Origin of the sequence: Bradyrhizobium sp. BWC-3-1 (assembly GCF_032917965.1) — a bacterium.
Classification (GTDB): domain Bacteria; phylum Pseudomonadota; class Alphaproteobacteria; order Rhizobiales; family Xanthobacteraceae; genus Bradyrhizobium; species Bradyrhizobium canariense_D.
On sequence record NZ_CP136625.1, the window covers coordinates 7,694,905 to 7,711,604 of the forward strand.

General features: G+C 58.9%; 12 protein-coding genes and 2 pseudogenes. 5 read left to right on the forward strand and 9 right to left on the reverse strand.

Features of this window, described 5'->3' with window-relative positions; translation table 11 throughout:
- Positions 1 to 412: 412 nt before the first annotated feature.
- From RX329_RS42210 to RX329_RS36995, 6 genes and pseudogenes are all read right to left on the reverse strand, one after another.
- Positions 413 to 715, reverse strand: a pseudogene (locus RX329_RS42210) (NAD(P)-dependent oxidoreductase).
- An 819-nt stretch (positions 716 to 1,534) separates the two neighbouring features.
- Complete coding sequence (locus RX329_RS36975; protein WP_317245216.1) at positions 1,535 to 2,845, reverse strand: CapA family protein; 1,311 nt, start codon at positions 2,843 to 2,845, stop codon at positions 1,535 to 1,537.
- 189 nt (positions 2,846 to 3,034) lie between these two features.
- Positions 3,035 to 4,780 (reverse strand): ABC transporter ATP-binding protein, encoded by a 1,746-nt coding sequence (locus RX329_RS36980; RefSeq protein WP_317246478.1) that lies wholly within the window; start codon positions 4,778 to 4,780, stop codon positions 3,035 to 3,037.
- Between the two features lie 2 nt (positions 4,781 to 4,782).
- Positions 4,783 to 5,709 carry an ABC transporter permease gene (locus RX329_RS36985; protein WP_317245217.1) on the reverse strand — a complete coding sequence of 309 codons (927 nt, stop codon included), beginning with the start codon at positions 5,707 to 5,709 and terminating at the stop codon, positions 4,783 to 4,785.
- Positions 5,706 to 6,683, reverse strand: a complete 978-nt coding sequence (locus tag RX329_RS36990; protein WP_317245218.1) for an ABC transporter permease — start codon at positions 6,681 to 6,683, stop codon at positions 5,706 to 5,708. The genes RX329_RS36985 and RX329_RS36990 overlap by 4 nt, the downstream gene beginning before the upstream one ends.
- Positions 6,680 to 8,269 carry an ABC transporter substrate-binding protein gene (locus tag RX329_RS36995; protein ID WP_317245219.1) on the reverse strand — a complete coding sequence of 530 codons (1,590 nt, stop codon included), beginning with the start codon at positions 8,267 to 8,269 and terminating at the stop codon, positions 6,680 to 6,682. Before RX329_RS36995 ends, RX329_RS36990 begins: the two co-directional genes overlap by 4 nt.
- 207 nt (positions 8,270 to 8,476) lie before the next feature.
- Between RX329_RS36995 and RX329_RS37000 the strand changes: the two are divergent.
- The 4 genes and pseudogenes from RX329_RS37000 to RX329_RS42215 form a co-directional block, all read left to right on the forward strand.
- Positions 8,477 to 8,840 (forward strand): annotated as a pseudogene (locus RX329_RS37000) (IS66 family transposase); the annotation flags it as partial.
- A gap of 156 nt (positions 8,841 to 8,996) precedes the next feature.
- Positions 8,997 to 9,239: an amidohydrolase family protein gene (locus RX329_RS37005; protein ID WP_317245220.1), complete on the forward strand. Its 243-nt coding sequence runs from the start codon at positions 8,997 to 8,999 to the stop codon at positions 9,237 to 9,239.
- A gap of 900 nt (positions 9,240 to 10,139) precedes the next feature.
- A complete protein-coding gene (locus tag RX329_RS37010; protein WP_317245221.1) occupies positions 10,140 to 10,616 on the forward strand; it encodes a GAF domain-containing protein in 477 nt (158 codons plus the stop codon).
- Between the two features lie 225 nt (positions 10,617 to 10,841).
- The gene (locus RX329_RS42215; protein WP_410706187.1) at positions 10,842 to 11,198 is read left to right on the forward strand and encodes a bile acid:sodium symporter; all 357 of its coding nucleotides are present in this window, start codon (positions 10,842 to 10,844) and stop codon (positions 11,196 to 11,198) included.
- On the opposite strand, the gene RX329_RS37020 is transcribed toward RX329_RS42215, so the two are convergent.
- Positions 11,102 to 11,989, reverse strand: a complete 888-nt coding sequence (locus RX329_RS37020) for a LysR family transcriptional regulator (RefSeq protein WP_317245222.1) — start codon at positions 11,987 to 11,989, stop codon at positions 11,102 to 11,104. The two genes, RX329_RS42215 and RX329_RS37020, sit on opposite strands and share 97 nt — an antisense overlap.
- A gap of 105 nt (positions 11,990 to 12,094) precedes the next feature.
- Between RX329_RS37020 and RX329_RS37025 the strand changes: the two genes are divergently transcribed.
- On the forward strand, positions 12,095 to 13,594 hold the full coding sequence (locus RX329_RS37025) for a CoA-acylating methylmalonate-semialdehyde dehydrogenase (RefSeq protein ID WP_317245223.1): 1,500 nt from the start codon (positions 12,095 to 12,097) through the stop codon (positions 13,592 to 13,594).
- A 496-nt stretch (positions 13,595 to 14,090) separates the two neighbouring features.
- On the opposite strand, the gene pimD is transcribed toward RX329_RS37025, so the two are convergent.
- The gene (gene pimD / locus RX329_RS37030; protein WP_317245224.1) at positions 14,091 to 15,233 is read right to left on the reverse strand and encodes a pimeloyl-CoA dehydrogenase small subunit; all 1,143 of its coding nucleotides are present in this window, start codon (positions 15,231 to 15,233) and stop codon (positions 14,091 to 14,093) included.
- A 186-nt stretch (positions 15,234 to 15,419) separates the two neighbouring features.
- Positions 15,420 to 16,610: a pimeloyl-CoA dehydrogenase large subunit gene (gene pimC / locus RX329_RS37035; protein WP_317245225.1), complete on the reverse strand. Its 1,191-nt coding sequence runs from the start codon at positions 16,608 to 16,610 to the stop codon at positions 15,420 to 15,422.
- Positions 16,611 to 16,700: the final 90 nt, after the last annotated feature.

A 16,700-nucleotide genomic window follows, 5' to 3' on the forward strand; every position in this document is an offset into this window, starting at 1 on the left:
TGCGGAGCCGGCTCTGTCACCTGAGACAATAAGCAACGGGCTCGCGATCACACTCGCGTTGATCGGCGATTGGAATCGCCGATAAAGATGTGGACGCCGAGCTCGTAGCAATCGGCGAAGGCGTCTGCGACTTGCTCCGGCGCGCGTGGCCGAGACGGCCGGACTCGAGGCTCAAGTCTGCTGCAACAGCAGACATCGCGCCGGAACTTTCCCGCCCAACCGCCGCGGCGGCGCTGGTTCACCGGGCGCCGACGGCGAGCCCTTGTCTGCGGCGGTATCGTTTCCTCTTTACCGAACCAGACCACGATCGTCTCAAAGACTGAGCGCGCTGGTTAGTACCCTCGCTTGAGGTCGACCACGTTCCGTAGCGGCTTGTTGTCGAGGAATCGCTGCAGATTGTCGGTGAAGATTTCTAAAAGCGAGTGTTGTAGTCGCTCAGCCAACCGGCCACATGTGGAGTGATGATGACGTTAGGCATTGTCCAGAGCGGGCTATCCGGTGGAAGTGGTTCTCGCTCGAATACGTCGGAGGGCTCCGGCAATGGTGCCCGCCTGAAGTGCCTCGATGAGCTCGTGTTCAGCAATTAAAGAGCCGCGCGGGCGATGTTGGTCAGAAAGGCATCGCGCCGCATGTACTGAAGCTGCTCGCGACCGATTAGCCTGGCAGTTTCCGGAACATGCGGAACAGCAAGGACGACGAAGTCAGAAAGCCGCATGAGCTCGGCGAGGCCCTCCGGCGGGAAGAGCCTTATCGATGCACGGGACCGCCTCGCTCACATGCGGTCGAAGCACGCAATCCGGTTGGCGACGCCTACTTCATCGAAGCTGGCGATCTCGCGGGTTGTGACTCAAAGACAGAGCGGCCCCTTGGGACAGCAGTGGTCGGCCGTTTTGGCTTCTCGGTATCTCGGTTCTGCTGGGAACGACCGCTGGCTCGCAGCGCGCTCTTGTACTAATGCCCGGTGTCGCGTTGCACATCTCGGCGCACGAGCTTCGTGCGGCAATGCGCATTGAATGCGAAACTGACCATTTCCTGGCTCCTATGTATGCCGGGTTCGCCGAATTGAGATCGGTTCGACCGTGTCTCACTATCATTGCAGGTCCCAGAACAATCTGGCTCGTGAAACAGCGTTGCGTTTGATTCCGACAGTAGCAATATGTCCATTTTGATTACTGCAACGAACCCCCTGTCGGCGCTCGAATTCAGCGTTCAAGCGTCTTTCGAAGGATTTCACTAGGCGATCGTCCGCCGTCCTGGCCGCAAGGCAGCCGTCGGCGATTTCAGCGGCGCAAAGGTGATTCGGAGATTCGGATGTGAGCACTCCGCAACGACCCGTCAATGCGGCGGCAGTATTGATGCGAGCCTCACGGACAAGGGGCATCGATCGAGACAACTGTCGACATGACTACCAATCCGAACGGCCGCACGGTATCCTAGGCTACCTACCGTACGGCTCGCGGAGCCGTGAGCGTGCTGCCGGCTCCGCGATCAGGTCATACGAACACTGAATATGGGTCAATCGAGACGGTGGCAGTCACGATCCAGCTTGGCCGGAAATCAGATCGACGTAGTGCTCCATCTCCTTCAAGCCGCCTACTCCGTTGCTCCCGGCGGCGATGTGCTGTCGTAGTTTTTCGATGCGCATCAGTTTCTTGTCACCGCGGTAGAAGATGCTTCGGAAGACAGGGACTATCTCGCATTTCGCAATGTAAGTACGATTTGCGCCATCTATCTGGCCCTTGGCCAACTCGATATCCAAAATTATGCTCAGAATGAGATGTGGTGCCGTACACCAATCCCAAGTCAAGCTTCCCAAGGAGTACGCAATGGTGGCCACACGGTTCGGATCCCTTTGTGTTCTGTAAAATTCGATTGGCTGAACCACGTGCGGGTGATGTCCAAGCAGTAGATCGACACCCTCCTCAACCAATGCATGGGCGGCCTCAATTTGTGAGAGCCTAGGAAAAACCTCATGCTCGAAACCCCAATGCACGGACGCCACGATGAAGTCACTGCCCTGCTCCTTGCAATCTCTGATCTGTGATTTAAGAAGCTCCAAGTCAGCTGGCACGTGTTTCGAGACGAGCCTTGAAACATGGACTCGATGGCCATGACCGTCCGGAAGTTGATGGGCATTAAGACCAAAAGTGGCCGACACAAACCCTATCTTGATTCCTTGTTTGGTAAGAAGCCGACCTTTGCCATACTCTTCGGCACGTCGCGGTGCGCCAATATCTAGAATTCCGTTCTGCAAGCAGAGATCTTGGGTGATCTGGAGCCCTTTAACGCCCAAGTCAAGTGAGTGATTGTTCGCCAAGTTCAGCACTGAAAAGTGCCTCCCCAGATGCTGCGTCAGCGCCGAATATTGGGCGGCCGAGCAACACATCGTGGCTGAACGGCCATCCCCCATGGCATCCCTGACGACAGCTTCTTCTCCCACAGGAGACTCATAGTTTCCGAACGAAATGTCTTTCCCAAAAACTACATCCTCGACGCCGTCGAAGAGTAGGTCCTTGGAGTGTTCTAGTCCATTGGCCTGGATCAAGTCTCCAACCGCGCCCATGGTCACTGATCTGCTCTTTTCGAACCGATCAGGCAGTTTGACGATCGAACTATCATTCAAAAAGATCGCGTCAGACACCTCTTTTGAAGTTCGCGTAATAGGGTTAGCGGCCTTGTAAAACCAGTACGCCCGATCAATCTCATTCATTTCTTCCCGGTCCGTGGCGGCACCCTCGAGCGGATGATCCCACCAGCCGAATAGCTTAGCCTTCCGAATAATCTCCAAGACTTCGGGGCTCGCGCGAAAAGTGTCCATAGCGGTGCGCGGAAGTTTTGGGAGCATAGCTCAGGTCTCCGGATCGGTTTGAGAGGGTTGTACTTCCAGGGCATACCTGTGCGCGATTGGACTTGCGATCGGGTTAGACTAGGAGGATTGATTGTCTCTGCGCAAGAATTTGGCTGCTTCTATTAACGCAGCAGCTTGAGAGAGGCTGCAGGAGCCTACGAGTATCGGGCGTTAGGTCGTTAAGCATCACGAGCCCGCTCGTTCGGTACGTACCCCAGACGTCGCCTGGATGAGCTCGATCGGACGATGCATGCTCGGTATCATAGAAAGGAGCGACTCGGTGTAAGGATGTCGCGGATGATTAAAGACGTCATCCGCCTCCCCAATTTCACAGACTTGACCCTTTTGCAGCACCGTGACTCTGTCGCAGATTTGACGAACCACAGGCAAATCGTGACTGATAAACAGCATCGTCAGCGATAGCTTTTCTTGAAGGTCCTTCAGAAGATTCAAAATCTGGGCCTGAATTGAGACATCCAATGCCGACGTCGGTTCATCACAAATCAGAAAGCTCGGACGGCTAGCCAAGGCACGGGCAATTGAAATGCGTTGCCGTTGGCCGCCCGAAAACGCATGCGGATATCGGCGGGCGGCGCTTGCTTCCAACCCGACAGCGTTCAGGAGTTCCAACATCAATGGTTCTGCCAGTTGCCTATTCTTTGCGAGTCCAAAGTGAATCATTGGCTCCATGATTATGTCTGCCACTCGCATATGCGAGTTTAGAGACGAGTATGGATCTTGGAACACCATCTGGGTCTGGCGGCGGATATGTTGGCGCACCTCGAACGTCGCGGCGTAGACATCCTTCCCATTGAAAAGCAGTTCACCGGTACTCGGAGGGTTCAGGCCAGCGACAATCCTAGCGATCGTGCTTTTCCCGGACCCGGATTCGCCGACAAGCCCCATCACCTCTCCGCGGCGGATGCATAGGCTCACATTGTCCAACGCTTTGAATGCCCCGTGCGTCACGCTTCCAAACAGCCGCGGAACTCCAAAAACCCGATTGACTCGGCGCAGCTCCACAAGTGCATCAGCGCCTCCAGAGCCGTGCTGCGAGTTAGATTCCAGCAACCACTTCATGGCGGCATCGATATTCCTAGCGCCCCCAGCGACCGGAAAACGACTAAGCTTCACGTCACCACGCGGAACGACCGATAGCAACGCTTGGCTGTATTCGTGACATGGACGACTAAGCACTGTCGATGTCGTTCCTAGCTCAACGACTTCCCCTGATTTCATTACCGCGACGCGGTCGGTGATTTGGGAGATCACTCCCATGTTGTGGGTGATGAGCATCACCGCTACCCGACGTTCACGAGCCAAGTTCTGAATCAGTTTCAAAATCTGTGCTTGGACGGTCACGTCGAGTGCCGTCGTCGGCTCGTCCGCAATGATTAGTTCGGGCTGCGAGCAGAGGGCGAGCGCGATGACCGCGCGCTGTCGCATGCCGCCCGAAAATTCATGCGGCCAGTTCTTCACTCGTTGGGCGGGCTCAGGGATGCCTACGGCCTCCAACTGACGCACCGCCTCGGCTCGCGCTTCAGCCCGTGACAAAGCCCGATGGGCCCGGATCGTATCAACCAGTTGCCTCTCAATCGTGAAGAGTGGATTAAGGCTGGTCAACGGATCCTGGAAAATGGTCGAGATGCGTCTCCCGCGCAACGCCTGCATAGCTTTGACGTCTCGCGCATCGATGATGTCGCCGGAAAGCCGAACTTCGCCCGCGCTAATTAGTCCTGGAGCCTGGAGCAAGCCCGTGATCGCCGCCCCGACAGTCGATTTGCCTGCGCCGGACTCGCCGACAATCCCAAGTATTTCGCCAGGTGCTATCTCGAGGCTGACATCGCGGACAGCATGAAGCGTGCCATGACGGCTTGGAAAGTCAACGCAGAGCCCGCGAATTGAAAGAACGGGAGGTCGGCCGGATGTCATGTTCAAAGGCCCCTCGGGTTCAGCACATCCCTCAACCAGTCCCCTAGAACATTGATTGCGAGCGCGAGCGTCAGGAGTGCTGCGGCGGGAAACACTAGAATCCACCACTCCCCCGCGAACAGAAAGTCCTGACCGCTGCGTATCAACGTTCCCAGAGAGGGCTGGGTGGGAGGCAGGCCCGCGCCGAGGTAGGACAAAGTGGCTTCTGTTATGATGGAAAGCGCAAGCGAGATTGTTGCGATAACGAGAATGGGACGGCGAACGTTTGGAAGGATGTGGCGCAGAAGCATCGTGCGCGTCGGCAGCCCGATCATTAGCGCAGCCTGGACATATTCGCGCTGCTTTTCCACCATGACCGCGCCGCGCACCGTGCGTGCGTAGGTGACCCATCCGGAAAATCCAATGGCCAAAATGACCATATAGATCGCGAGCGTATCGCGAACTCCGGGAGCCAAAAGCGTTCGAGACAAGCCCGAGATCAACAGAGCAATGAAGATGGCAGGGATAGACAACTGAACGTCTGCAATGCGCATGATTGCCGCGTCGGTACGCCCGCCGAAATACCCTGACACCAGACCTAGTGTGACGCCGATCGACATCGACAACAGGACAGCTACAAGGGCCACCAGAAGGGAAACCCGCGTTCCGTAAAGAGTCGCCGAGAGAACATCGCGACCTTGGTCGTCTGTGCCAAAGGCGTAAAAATGTCCGGCAAGATCGTTTGCGCTCCACGGGGGTGTGTTTGCCGATAAGAGGTCGAATGTGCGCGGGTCGAGAATGTCCTGCGGAGCCAGCAGAGGGGCGCCCAAGGCTGCAGCAATGAGGATTAGCAGGACCAAGGTCGAGAAAAGTGCCCCGGGAGAGCGCAAGAAGGAGTGACCGATATCTGAACCGAACAGCGCCGCAAACTTTCTGGTCAATCTCTTCACTTGATGCCCCCTACCGCGCGCAAACGAGGGTCCAAGAGGTAGTAGATGCAATCCACCACCATATTGATGGCAACAAAAATAAACGACACAATGAGAAGGTATGTTGCCATGATCGGCACATCTGAAAAACGAATCGAATTAACGAAGAGCAGCCCGACGCCGGGCCACTGGAACACCGTCTCCGTTACTACGGCGAATGCGATAATCGATCCTAACTGCAGGCCAGCAACAGTGACCACCGGGACCATGGTGTTCTTCAATGCATACGAGAAATAGATGAGCCGCTTAGGTAAGCCCCGCGCTCTCGCGAACCGGATGTAGTCGGAGTGCATGACTTCAAGCATTTCAGCGCGAACCAGTCGCAAGATCAGCGTAAGCTGGTAAGCTGCCAGTGAAATTGCCGGCAGGAGAATGGCCTTCCAACCGCTTTTGGTCAGTAATCCAGTTGTCCACCAGCCGATCTTTACTGTGTCGCCACGCCCGAATGAGGGCAGCCACCCAAGTTTAATCGAAAAGACATAGATCAGGCCGATGCCGATCAGAAAGTTAGGTAGCGATACCGCAATCAGCGAGCCAGTCATGCTCACCCGAGACAGTGCGGAGCTCGGACGCAGCGCCGTCATCACCCCGAGCGCAATGCCTGCCGACATCGCGAAGAAAAACGACAGTAGCGCTAGTTCGAGTGTCGCAGGCAGCCGTTCAAGGATTAGATCCAACACGGGCCGTCCCACGCGAGTGGAAATGCCAAAATCACCCTGAAGTGCAGAGCCGACGAACCGGAGGAATTGGATGTAAAAGGGGCGGTCGAAACCCAGTTCGGCCGCCAAGCGTGCGCGGTCCTCCTCGCTGGCCTCCTGCCCCAGCATGTTCTGCAGCGGATCACCGATAAAATGAAAGGCGGCGAAGGACAGGAAGGCCGTGACCAGCATCACCGGAAAAACAGACGCCAGTCTGCGCAGGAAGAAGCCAGTCATTTATCTACCTTGACGTTCTTTACATAGATCATGTTGCCGACGTGTGATGTGACCTGAATCTTGCTCTGCATTGCACGCGCTAACATTTGCGCGTGAATCGGAAGATAGAAACACTCGTCCTGGACGACCTTCCAGATTTCAGCGACGGTGGCGTTGTACTTTTCAATGCTGGCCTCCGAGCTAAGCGAATCAATTTTCGCGTCGATCTCTGGGTTCTTGAAATTCACCCCAGCCCAAGTGCCCCGAGAGTGAACAAGGTTTTCAAAAAAGATTTGAGAATTGAACCCACCCCAAGTCATCAGGTAGAAGTCGGTCTTCCGGTGAAGAACCAGTGGCCAGACTGCGGCGGAGGGCTGCACGTCCAGGTTTACAGTTATGCTAATCTTCGCCAGCATTGCCACTAGCGCCTCACAGATGCGTTCATCGCTAACCATGCCATCGTTGGTGCAATTAAGGGTTACAGAAAAACCATCGCCGTAGCCCGCTTCCATCATGAGCTGCCGCGCATTCGCGACGTCGAACTTCGGCATTCTTCCCAATTCTTGAGTAAAGCCGCTGGCGGATGGCGGAAGGATCGTCCCAAGCGGGATGGACTGACCCCGCATGATCGTCTTCTGGATGGCTTGACGATCAATAGACATATTCATGGCTTGACGGACCCGCTTATCCGCGAAGGGATTCCCCTTCACGTTTCCGCTTGTAAGTTTATCCTCCCCCATGTTGACGCCAAGAAAAACGGTACGGGATTCAGGGCCCTTAACCACTCGCAGATCGGGGCTCTGTTCGAGGCGCGAGACATCCTGGGGAGGAACATCTTGCAGAAAATTGACCTGGCCGCTAATCAAGGCGGATACGCGCGTCGCGTCCGACTGGATAGGTGTATAGATAATTTGATCGATGCTCAGCGGGAATTGACCGATACCCCAGTACTTGTCATATGCCACCAGTTCTGTCCGGCGATCGGACTCGCGGCTGACGAGCCGGTATGCGCCCGTGCCGTTTTCATGGCGCGCCGCATAGTTCTCTTTCTTCGCCATATAGTCCTGCGGGGCCACGGAATCGTTCTTCTCGGCCCAAGCTTCGTTCATTATCAAGACGGCCGTCAGATTCTCCGCCATCAGGAGGCTAGGGGCCTTGGTCTTGATCTGCACGGTATTGGCATCTTTTGCGACGACGGACTCGATCGCTTTTACGTATGTCCGCATGTTCGACGTCGGCGCCATGGCTCGTCGGATCGAAAATACAACGTCTTCTGCCGTGAAAGGAGCTCCGTCGTGGAAGGTGACGTTCTGGCGAAGCTTGAACTCCCATATGTCAGGCCGGTCGGGGAGCATGTGCCATTCTGTCGCCAGCACACCGATGAGCTTGCCATCATCGTCTCGTGACACGAGGGGCTCATAGATCTGCTGATTAAACGTATAGGTGGTGCCCTCGTTATAGGCATGCGGGTCAAGCGTTTGAACATCTAAACGGCGAGCCCATTTCAGCGTTTCCGCATTCGCGGAAGAAGCAATCGCAAGCAGCGCCGCCGCGCCCACGAAGGGTGCAAGGCGCACGTTCGCACGACGCGCCAAATATTTGAGCATAGACATTTTCTCCCTCTGGACAGCTGATTAGGATTTGTTTTGCGGCAGTCTGCTCGTTTGGCGTCGGCCGTCGTCTGCGAATTCGGACAGCTTTCTGTAGAAATTGTGCAAACTTCGTTGCAATGATGCAGGATCTCTGTGTGGCCAGCGGCTAACCGGTCTCTACCGGTCGTCGCCAGCTCTAGGCCGGCGCAAAAGCCGAGGGCGAGTAGCGTCCTGATCGAGAAGTACGGGCAGCACCAGCCGCTCAACCGACAGGCCGTGCGCTATGCGTGGGAAGGTGTCGAGCTAGACTTGTCGATGCTGGCCGACCAAGTCGGCGGCTGCGTCATGCTGCTGCGGCCGCTTTACGACCTCCTACCGCCTATGTGTTCGCTGCCGAGCGCCTGACGGCGGCGACTCCACGGTGCCAGTGTTGGCCAAGCGCCAAACGCGCACCGGCCGGTTATGGGCTATGTACGGGACGACCGCCCGTTCCCGGGCCATGCGCCGCCGGCCGCCCTGTTCTTTTACTCGCGCGACGGGCGGCGAGCATCCCGAGCGCCACCTCGGCTGCGCCGCCGGGATCCTTTAGGCCGATGCCTATGCGGGCTTCAACGCCCGCTATGCCATCCGATCGTCGCCCGGCTCCCGTAGGCCAATGACTTGGCCGCACGCCGTCCTTTGGCTACATTTATTGACCACTCGTCGAAGCCGCGCCCGAAACGTCATTGGTCCGGATCAGATGATGGACAGCGACTCGGACCTCCGCTCCGTGACAATCGACGCCGCCTTCCATCTCAGAAAGCACAACGAGATCGGGAGCATTGAGGTCGGCAAATATGCAGATTTTGTGCTCCTCGATAGGAACCCACGCACCGTCGATCCCGAGCACGTGCTCGATCTCAAGGTCCTCCGCACGTATGTCGAGGGAGAACAAATTTGGGAGTGCTCGGCCCATCAAGCGACGATCGGACGCGAGGCGACATAGCGCGGGCGACCAAACCCCCAAGAATGCGGATCCGCTTCCCGGGACTCCGTGGGGCGCCATTGGTCGGTCATCTCGTCGGGAACTGCGAGTCCTGAGCCCGCGTCAAGTAAGTGCCTTGAGCTCGCGGTCGGCGAGATCACGATCCTTGGCACGGCCACGGCGCCGTGGCCGACCGGCCGCACACGCCAAAGACCCCGCAGACCGGCCTAACGGCGATCAAAGAGCGGCTGGTCTGTGAACTACGGCTGTTCTGCGCCGATAGGTTGTTCTGCACCGATCTCTATTGTGGTTCAGCCCCAAGTGAGAACTCCGTCAGTGTTTCCAATATTTTCTACCGGATGAGACTGCCCATCAGGCGGCAATCGCGTCCGTGCTCCGCCGAATCTGAAGATTTTCACTGCGGAGTTCGCCGCCACGGCATCGTCGGATCCGCTCTTCCGCCGATCCGCATCTCCAGCATTCGCGCACGCGGCGCCCTCTTCGCCCAACGCAATCGATCTCAAGGCGCCTTCGCGGTGGGGATCGCACCCGGACGATCATCGCCCGGCGCCCAGCTGGTTCCCTGCCAAGTGTGGCCCCCCGCTGTCGATCAATTCCAGCGCCAGGCGTGGCGGCCCGGCTGCAATCCAGCGCTGATGGATGAACTTCGCCCAAAAACCCTGCGGCCCGGATGTATTTTGCCTTGCCCGCCGGGTTGCTATGCCCGAGCGAGCCGTGGAGAGCGGACCAACGATGGATTTCCGGCAGGGCTGGACGTCCGTGGAGCGGGCTCATCAGGAATTCGGGAACGGGAAACTGAGGCATGGCGCAGAAATTCGGGATCGCGGTGATGATGCACGAGACGAACACGGTCTCGCCGCCGCCCACGCCAATCGAGGACCTTTTGCGCGTGGTGCTCCTGTGATCGGCGGCGACGACGTGGCGCGGGTCACCGAGGCGGCGAGGACTGGCCCGAAAGGGGCGATTCTGCCGGTCATCGACGAGATCGCCCAACGTCTATTGGGGCATCGGCTGCTGACCGTGATGCGTCTGCACGCTGCGACCGTGGAGCTCGAGCGCCTCTACAGCAGCCACGCCGAGGCCTATCCCGCCGGAGGCAGGAAGTCGAAGCGCGGTCTGCCCTGGACTGACCATGTGCTGGTGCGGGGCGAGGTGTTCATCGGAACCCACCCGCACGACCTTAAATGGGCCTTCGATGACCATGCGAAACTGGCCGGTCTCGGGCTGGGCTCGGTGATCAATACGCCGATCCTGTTCGACGGACGCTGCCTGGGCGCCCTGAACCTTCTGCACGAGCCCGGGCGCTATCACCCCGGCGACGAGGCGGTTACCAAGCCGCTGGCCTATCTCCTGACCCCACTGCTGCTCGCCGCATGACCACGCCCGTCACCACCCTCCGCCGTCTGAGGCGCGACTCGTTCACCGCCGGCATCTGGCGCCTCTTGTGTTGGGGCTCCTGGTCCCCAGTCGCCGCGAGGCCGCACACATGCTCGGCTAGGCCTCGAAAACCGGCATCGGCCCGCTCTTCTTCCTGCACGGGGCGAGGCTGTCCCGTGTCGGGCGCGTCCCATTGGCGGCCGCACCGGGCGGTGCTGGTGTCTCGTGTTGCCCCTGCTGGGATTGGCCATCCGTCGCCTGCCCGCACCCGTTCTCAGCCCCAGCTTGGCGGCCGATTTTCTGTTCCTGACCCTGCTTCCGTCGACCGTGCAGTCGTCGATCGCCTTCACCGCTATCGGCTGCGGCAATGTGTCGGCGGCAGTTTGCAGCGCCTCTCTTTTCAACGTCTTGGGCGTGTTCATGACGCCGCTCTTGCTCGGTCTGTACATGAGCGCCCACAGTGCCACGCCTCTGGTCGGGCCACCTCAGTCCGATACGAAGGAGGCCCTCGCGGCCTTCACGGATCCGGAGATGAACCGATGCACCTCTTGGACCCGGCGTGTCTCGTGCGTATCGGGATGAGAGGTGATCCAATAGTTGCGCACGAAGCGGACCTCGGGCAGCAAGCGCTTCAGTTCCGGATAACGTCGCGCAGCATAGTCGTGGAGGATTCCTATGCCATGCCCGGCACGAACCGCTTCCATTTGCGCGACCACGCTACCGCATTCGTATCGACGTGACATGAGGCGACCGAGAACGGAAGCATAATCCAAGGCGCGGCTGTAAGTCATGTCCTCGACATGCGTCACGAACAAACGGCCGGCTAATTCGTCCTGGCTTATGATCGGGCCTTCGCGCCCAAGGTATTGCTCCGCCGCATAGACGCTGAGTGTGTAGTCGGTCAGCTTCGATAGGATTAGTCGCCCCTGTTTGGGTCGATCCAACGTAATAACGATGTCGGCCTCTCGCCGCGACAGCGAAAATGTTCGTGGTAACGGCACCAGCTGAACGACGAGCCTCGAATATTTCGCGGCGAGGATGCCGAGCCGATCTGCAAGGAAATAGTTGCCAAGACCGTCTGGCGCACCGACGCGCACAGTACCCGCGAGTGCTTGGCTGGCACCGCCGATGCTGGAGCCTACTCTGAGAAATTCGCTCTCCGCGCGCTCCGCCGCCGCGACTAACGACTCGCCCGCCGCGGTCAGAACGCACCCGGACGTATGTCGTTCGAGCAGCTTGGCGTTCAAGCTTCGCTCAAGGGCACTAAGTTGTCGCGCTACCGTGGCATGATTTAACCGAAGACTCTTCGAGGCCTTCAGGATCTGTCCTGCTCGCGCGACCTCAAGAAAGATCCGAACCCGTTCCCAGTCCATCGACTACAGTTTCTGCACAACGGAGCCGCACATTCGCTCGTTGATGCGCAGTTGTATGCGCTGCATACCAACGGCGATCAAGCTCTGTTTGCAGGAAATGCTCAAATGCCGACGAAGATTTCGAATTTCATTAATGGCCAGCTGGTGCCAAGCTGCGGCACCCGTACCGCGGCCATATACAATCCCGCCACGGGCGAACAGTCGGGCACGCTTGGATTGGCTTCGGTCCAAGACGTCCGTGCGGCGGCGACAGCGGCGCGAAAGGCGTTTCCGGCCTGGGCGAGCACCCCTCCTTTGCGCCGCGCCCGAATTCTCAACCGCTTCCTGCGAATTCTAGAGGATCGGATCGACGAACTCGCCCAAGTCATCACGGCCGAGCACGGCAAGGTGCTCTCGGACGCAAAGGGGGAGATTCAGCGCGGCATGGAAGTCGTGGAGTTTGCCACCGGCGCACCTCAGCTTCTCAAGGGAGAGGTCACCGAGAACGTCGGAAGTCGCGTCGACAGTTACTCTCTACGTCAACCGCTCGGCGTTGTTGCCGGGATTACACCATTCAATTTTCCGGCGATGGTGCCGATGTGGATGTTTCCGGTTGCCCTCGCGTGCGGCAACACTTTCATTCTCAAGCCGTCCGAACGCGATCCGTCCGCCTCGCTCATACTGGCGAAGTGGCTGAAGGAGGCCGGATTGCCCGATGGCGTCTTCAACGTCCTTCATGGAGACAAGGAAGCGGTCGACGCCATCTTGTCCGATGCCGACATAGTGGCCGTGAGCTTTGTCGGGTCCACTCCGATTGCCCGCTACATCCACGAAACGGCCACTCGAAACGGAAAGCGCTGCCAGGCGCTTGGCGGCGCCAAGAACCACATGATCATCATGCCGGACGCCGACATGGATCAGGCGGTTGACGCGCTGATGGGCGCCGCCTACGGCGCCGCGGGCGAGCGTTGCATGGCGATTTCGGTCGCGGTCCCGATCGGAGACGCGACAGCCGACCGGCTGATCGAAAAACTTGCGCCCAAGGTTCGCGCTCTGAAGATCGGCCCGGGAACAGATCCCGATGCCGAGATGGGGCCACTTGTGACCAAGCAGCATCTCGACAAGGTCCGTGGCTATATCGACATCGGTGTAGACGAGGGAGCAAATCTGATTGTCGATGGGCGGGACTTCCGGCGCCAGGATTACGAGAAGGGATATTTCATCGGTGGAACGCTGTTCGACTACGTCACGACCGATATGAAGATCTACAAGGAGGAGATCTTCGGACCGGTGCTCGCCGTCGCACGCGTCAAATCATATGACGAGGCCGCCGAGATGATCAACGTGCACGAGTTCGGCAACGGCACCGCCATCTTCACAAGGGACGGAGATGCCGCGCGCGAATTTGCGCATCAAATTCAAGTCGGGATGATTGGCATCAACGTACCGATCCCGGTTCCAATGGCATTCCACTCATTCGGTGGGTGGAAGGCGTCTCTGTTTGGTGATCACAACATGCATGGACCCGAGGGGGTACGGTTCTACACCAAACTAAAGACGATCACGACACGGTGGCCTACTGGCATTCGCTCTGGAGCTGAGTTCGTCATGCCGACGATGAGTTGACGGCGAAGAGCACGGATCGTCGATCTTCGTTTTCGGGCTCAGCTGTCTCGGCCTTCGCGAGTGCAATGTCCGAGCGTTGGAGCCCTCGATGGTAGGTCTCGGCAACGCCTTCGGATATAGAGAAGAGGCTTCGCGCACTAGGCGTTCCGATGTCTCCAACGCCGGCGCGGGCCACGGCAGCCCGCTTCTCGTTCTTCCCATTCGTCCTTGCAAGGAAAATGCACAGTTCATGGCGCGGCTGGAGCAGGTAACGACGGCCACCTTAGCGGTGAGATCGAACGGGGCATTTTCATTGTTGTTGCCTTCCCTGATTCCGCCTGCTCCGCCATTGCCGAGAAGCGCAAGCAACGAAGCAATCCAGACTGTCTCCGCGGAAACGATACTGGATTGCTTCGGTTCGCTCGCACTGTACCGCCAGAACCCGGGCTCATCGCTTCCGCGTTCGCTCTTTGAGCTTCGGCGGACGAATCGCGATGCCCCGGGATGACGACCAGTGTCAGATCAACCCACCCGCGTCCGCGACGCGGCGTTGGAGGTAGTCGGTGTCCCCAAAGGTGTTCTCGATCATGGTCAGACGTTTGAAGTAGTGGCCGATCTTGGCCTCCATGGTCATTCCGATACCGCCGTGGAGCTGGATCGACTGCTGGCCGACGAACTTGGCCGACTTGCCGATCTGCACCTTGGCCGCGGCGATCGCGTTGGAACGCTCTCGCGCGTCCGCGAAATCGCCGGCCATGGTCGCGAACATCGACATCGACCTCGCCTGCTCGGCGGCGACGAACATGTCGGAGGCGCGGTGCTGGAGCGACTGGAACGAGCCGATCGCGACGCCGAATTGCTTGCGCGTCTTGATGTACTCGACCGTGGTCTTGAGCGATTCGTCCATCAGGCCGACCGCCTCGGCGCAGAGCGCGATGCGGGCTTCGTCCACCACGCGCTCGATCAAAGCGAGACCATCCTCGGCATTGCCGAGCACCGCATCCGCGCCGACCTCGACGCCGGTGAAGGTAATGTCGGCGGCGTGCAGGCCGTCCTGGGTCGGGTAGGACTTCTTCGCGACACCCTTGGCATTCGCAGGCACCAGGAATACGCCGATGCCGGTGGTGTCGCGGCGGTCACCCTTGGTGCGCGCGGTGACGATCAGCGTGTCGGCATTCTCGCCGTTGAGCACGACGAATTTTTCGCCGTCGATGATCCAGCCGTCGCCCTTCTTCTTGGCGGCCGTAGTGATGTCGAACAGATCGTAGCGCGAGTTCTTCTCGAGCTGGGCGAAGGCAAAGGTCTTGCTGCCGTCGACGATGCCGGGCACGTGCGCGGCCTTCTGCGCCTCGCTGCCGGCGTGGCGGAGGAAGCCGCCGCCGATCACCACCGCCGGGAGATAAGGCTCGACCGCCATCGCCTTGCCGAGCGCTTCCATCACGATCATGGTCTCGACACCGCCGCCGCCGAAGCCGCCTTCTGCTTCGCTGAACGGCAGGCCGAGCAGGCCCTGCTCGGCAAGCTTGCCCCAGACGGCTTTGCTCCAGCCGCCCTTTTCCTTCATGTACTGCCTGCGGCTCTCGAAATCGTACAAATCGGCCAAAAGGCCGTCGATGCTGTCCTTGAGAAGCCGCTGCTCCTCGGTCAAATCAAAATCCATCTTGCTCTCCAAATCGGCGGAAAATCCGGCCGTCGCCTCACGCTCAGACATCAGTCCCGCGAAGGCGGGGATCCAGTAAACGCGGCCGCCTGCCGTGCTCGCGACTGGCGCGGCGTGTTGGGTCCCAGCCCACCGCGCAATTGCGTATAAGGGGTGACGACACCGTTTGTTACGCTGCTTCGCGGGTCAAAGTCCTAGCACCGCTTTGGCAATGATGTTGCGCTGGATCTCGTCGGAGCCGCCGTAGATCGAGACCTTTCGGTTATTGAAGTAGTTCGTCGCGATTTGGGCGGTCCACTCCATGGCTTCGTTCGAGCCATCATGGCCGTGTACATCGTAGGGCGCCGCAAGCGGGCCGATGACCTCCATCAAGAGCTCGGTGGTGGTCTGCTGTATCTGGGAGCCCTTGATCTTCAGCACGGAGGATGCCGGGTTGGGTTTTACCTTGCCGTGCTTGCCTTCGGCGGCGACGACGCGGAGCTGGGTTAGCTCGAGCGCCTTCAGCTCGATCTCGCAGGCCGTCAGCTTCTCGCGGAACGCGGCATCCTGGATGAGGGGCTTGCCGCCGGAGTCCATCTTTGAGGCCAAATCGCGGATGCGGCGCAGCCGCTCCTTGGAGAGACCGACGCGAGCCAAGCCGGTCCGCTCATTGCCGAGCAGGAATTTGGCGTAATCCCAGCCCTTGTTCTCCTCGCCGATCAGGTTTTCGTAAGGAACTTCCACGTCGTCGAAGAACACTTCGTTCACCTCGGTGCCGCCATCGATGGTCTGGATCGGACGCACCGTGAGCCCCTTCGATTTCATGCTGCAGACGATGAAGGAGATGCCCATCTGCTTCTTGGCGGAAGGATCGGTGCGGCAGAGGCAGAAGATCATGTCGGCATGCTGAGCCAGCGTGGTCCAGGTCTTCTGGCCGTTGATGATCCACTTGTCGCCCTTGCGCTCGGCCTTGGTCTTGAGCGAAGCGAGATCGGATCCCGAACCGGGCTCGGAGAAGCCCTGGCACCACCAGTCGTCGACATTGCCGATGCGCGGCAGGTACTTTTTCTTCTGCTCCTCGTTGCCGAAGGTGTAGATGACGGGACCGACCATGCTGACGCCAAAGGCGAGCGGCGGCTGCGCCGGATAGGACTGCAGCTCCTCGGTGAAGATGTAGTGCTGCACGCTTGTCCAGCCGGTGCCGCCATATACCTTGGGCCAGTGGCTGACGCCCCAGCCCTTTTTGTTGAGGATGCGCCACCACGCCACCATCTCGTCCTTGGAGACGTGGCGGCCCTCGACCAGCTTGCGCCTTGTATCCGGCAGCACGTTGGCGCGGAGGAATGTCCGCACTTCCTCGCGAAACGCCTGCTCTTCCTTCGTGAATGCGAGATCCATCGGATCCTCCTGTAAGATTCCTTCGGCGTCCCTAAGGCCGCGATCCATAACCGCCGGCCTTCGTTGTTACGAAAGCCACTCCCGTCCTTG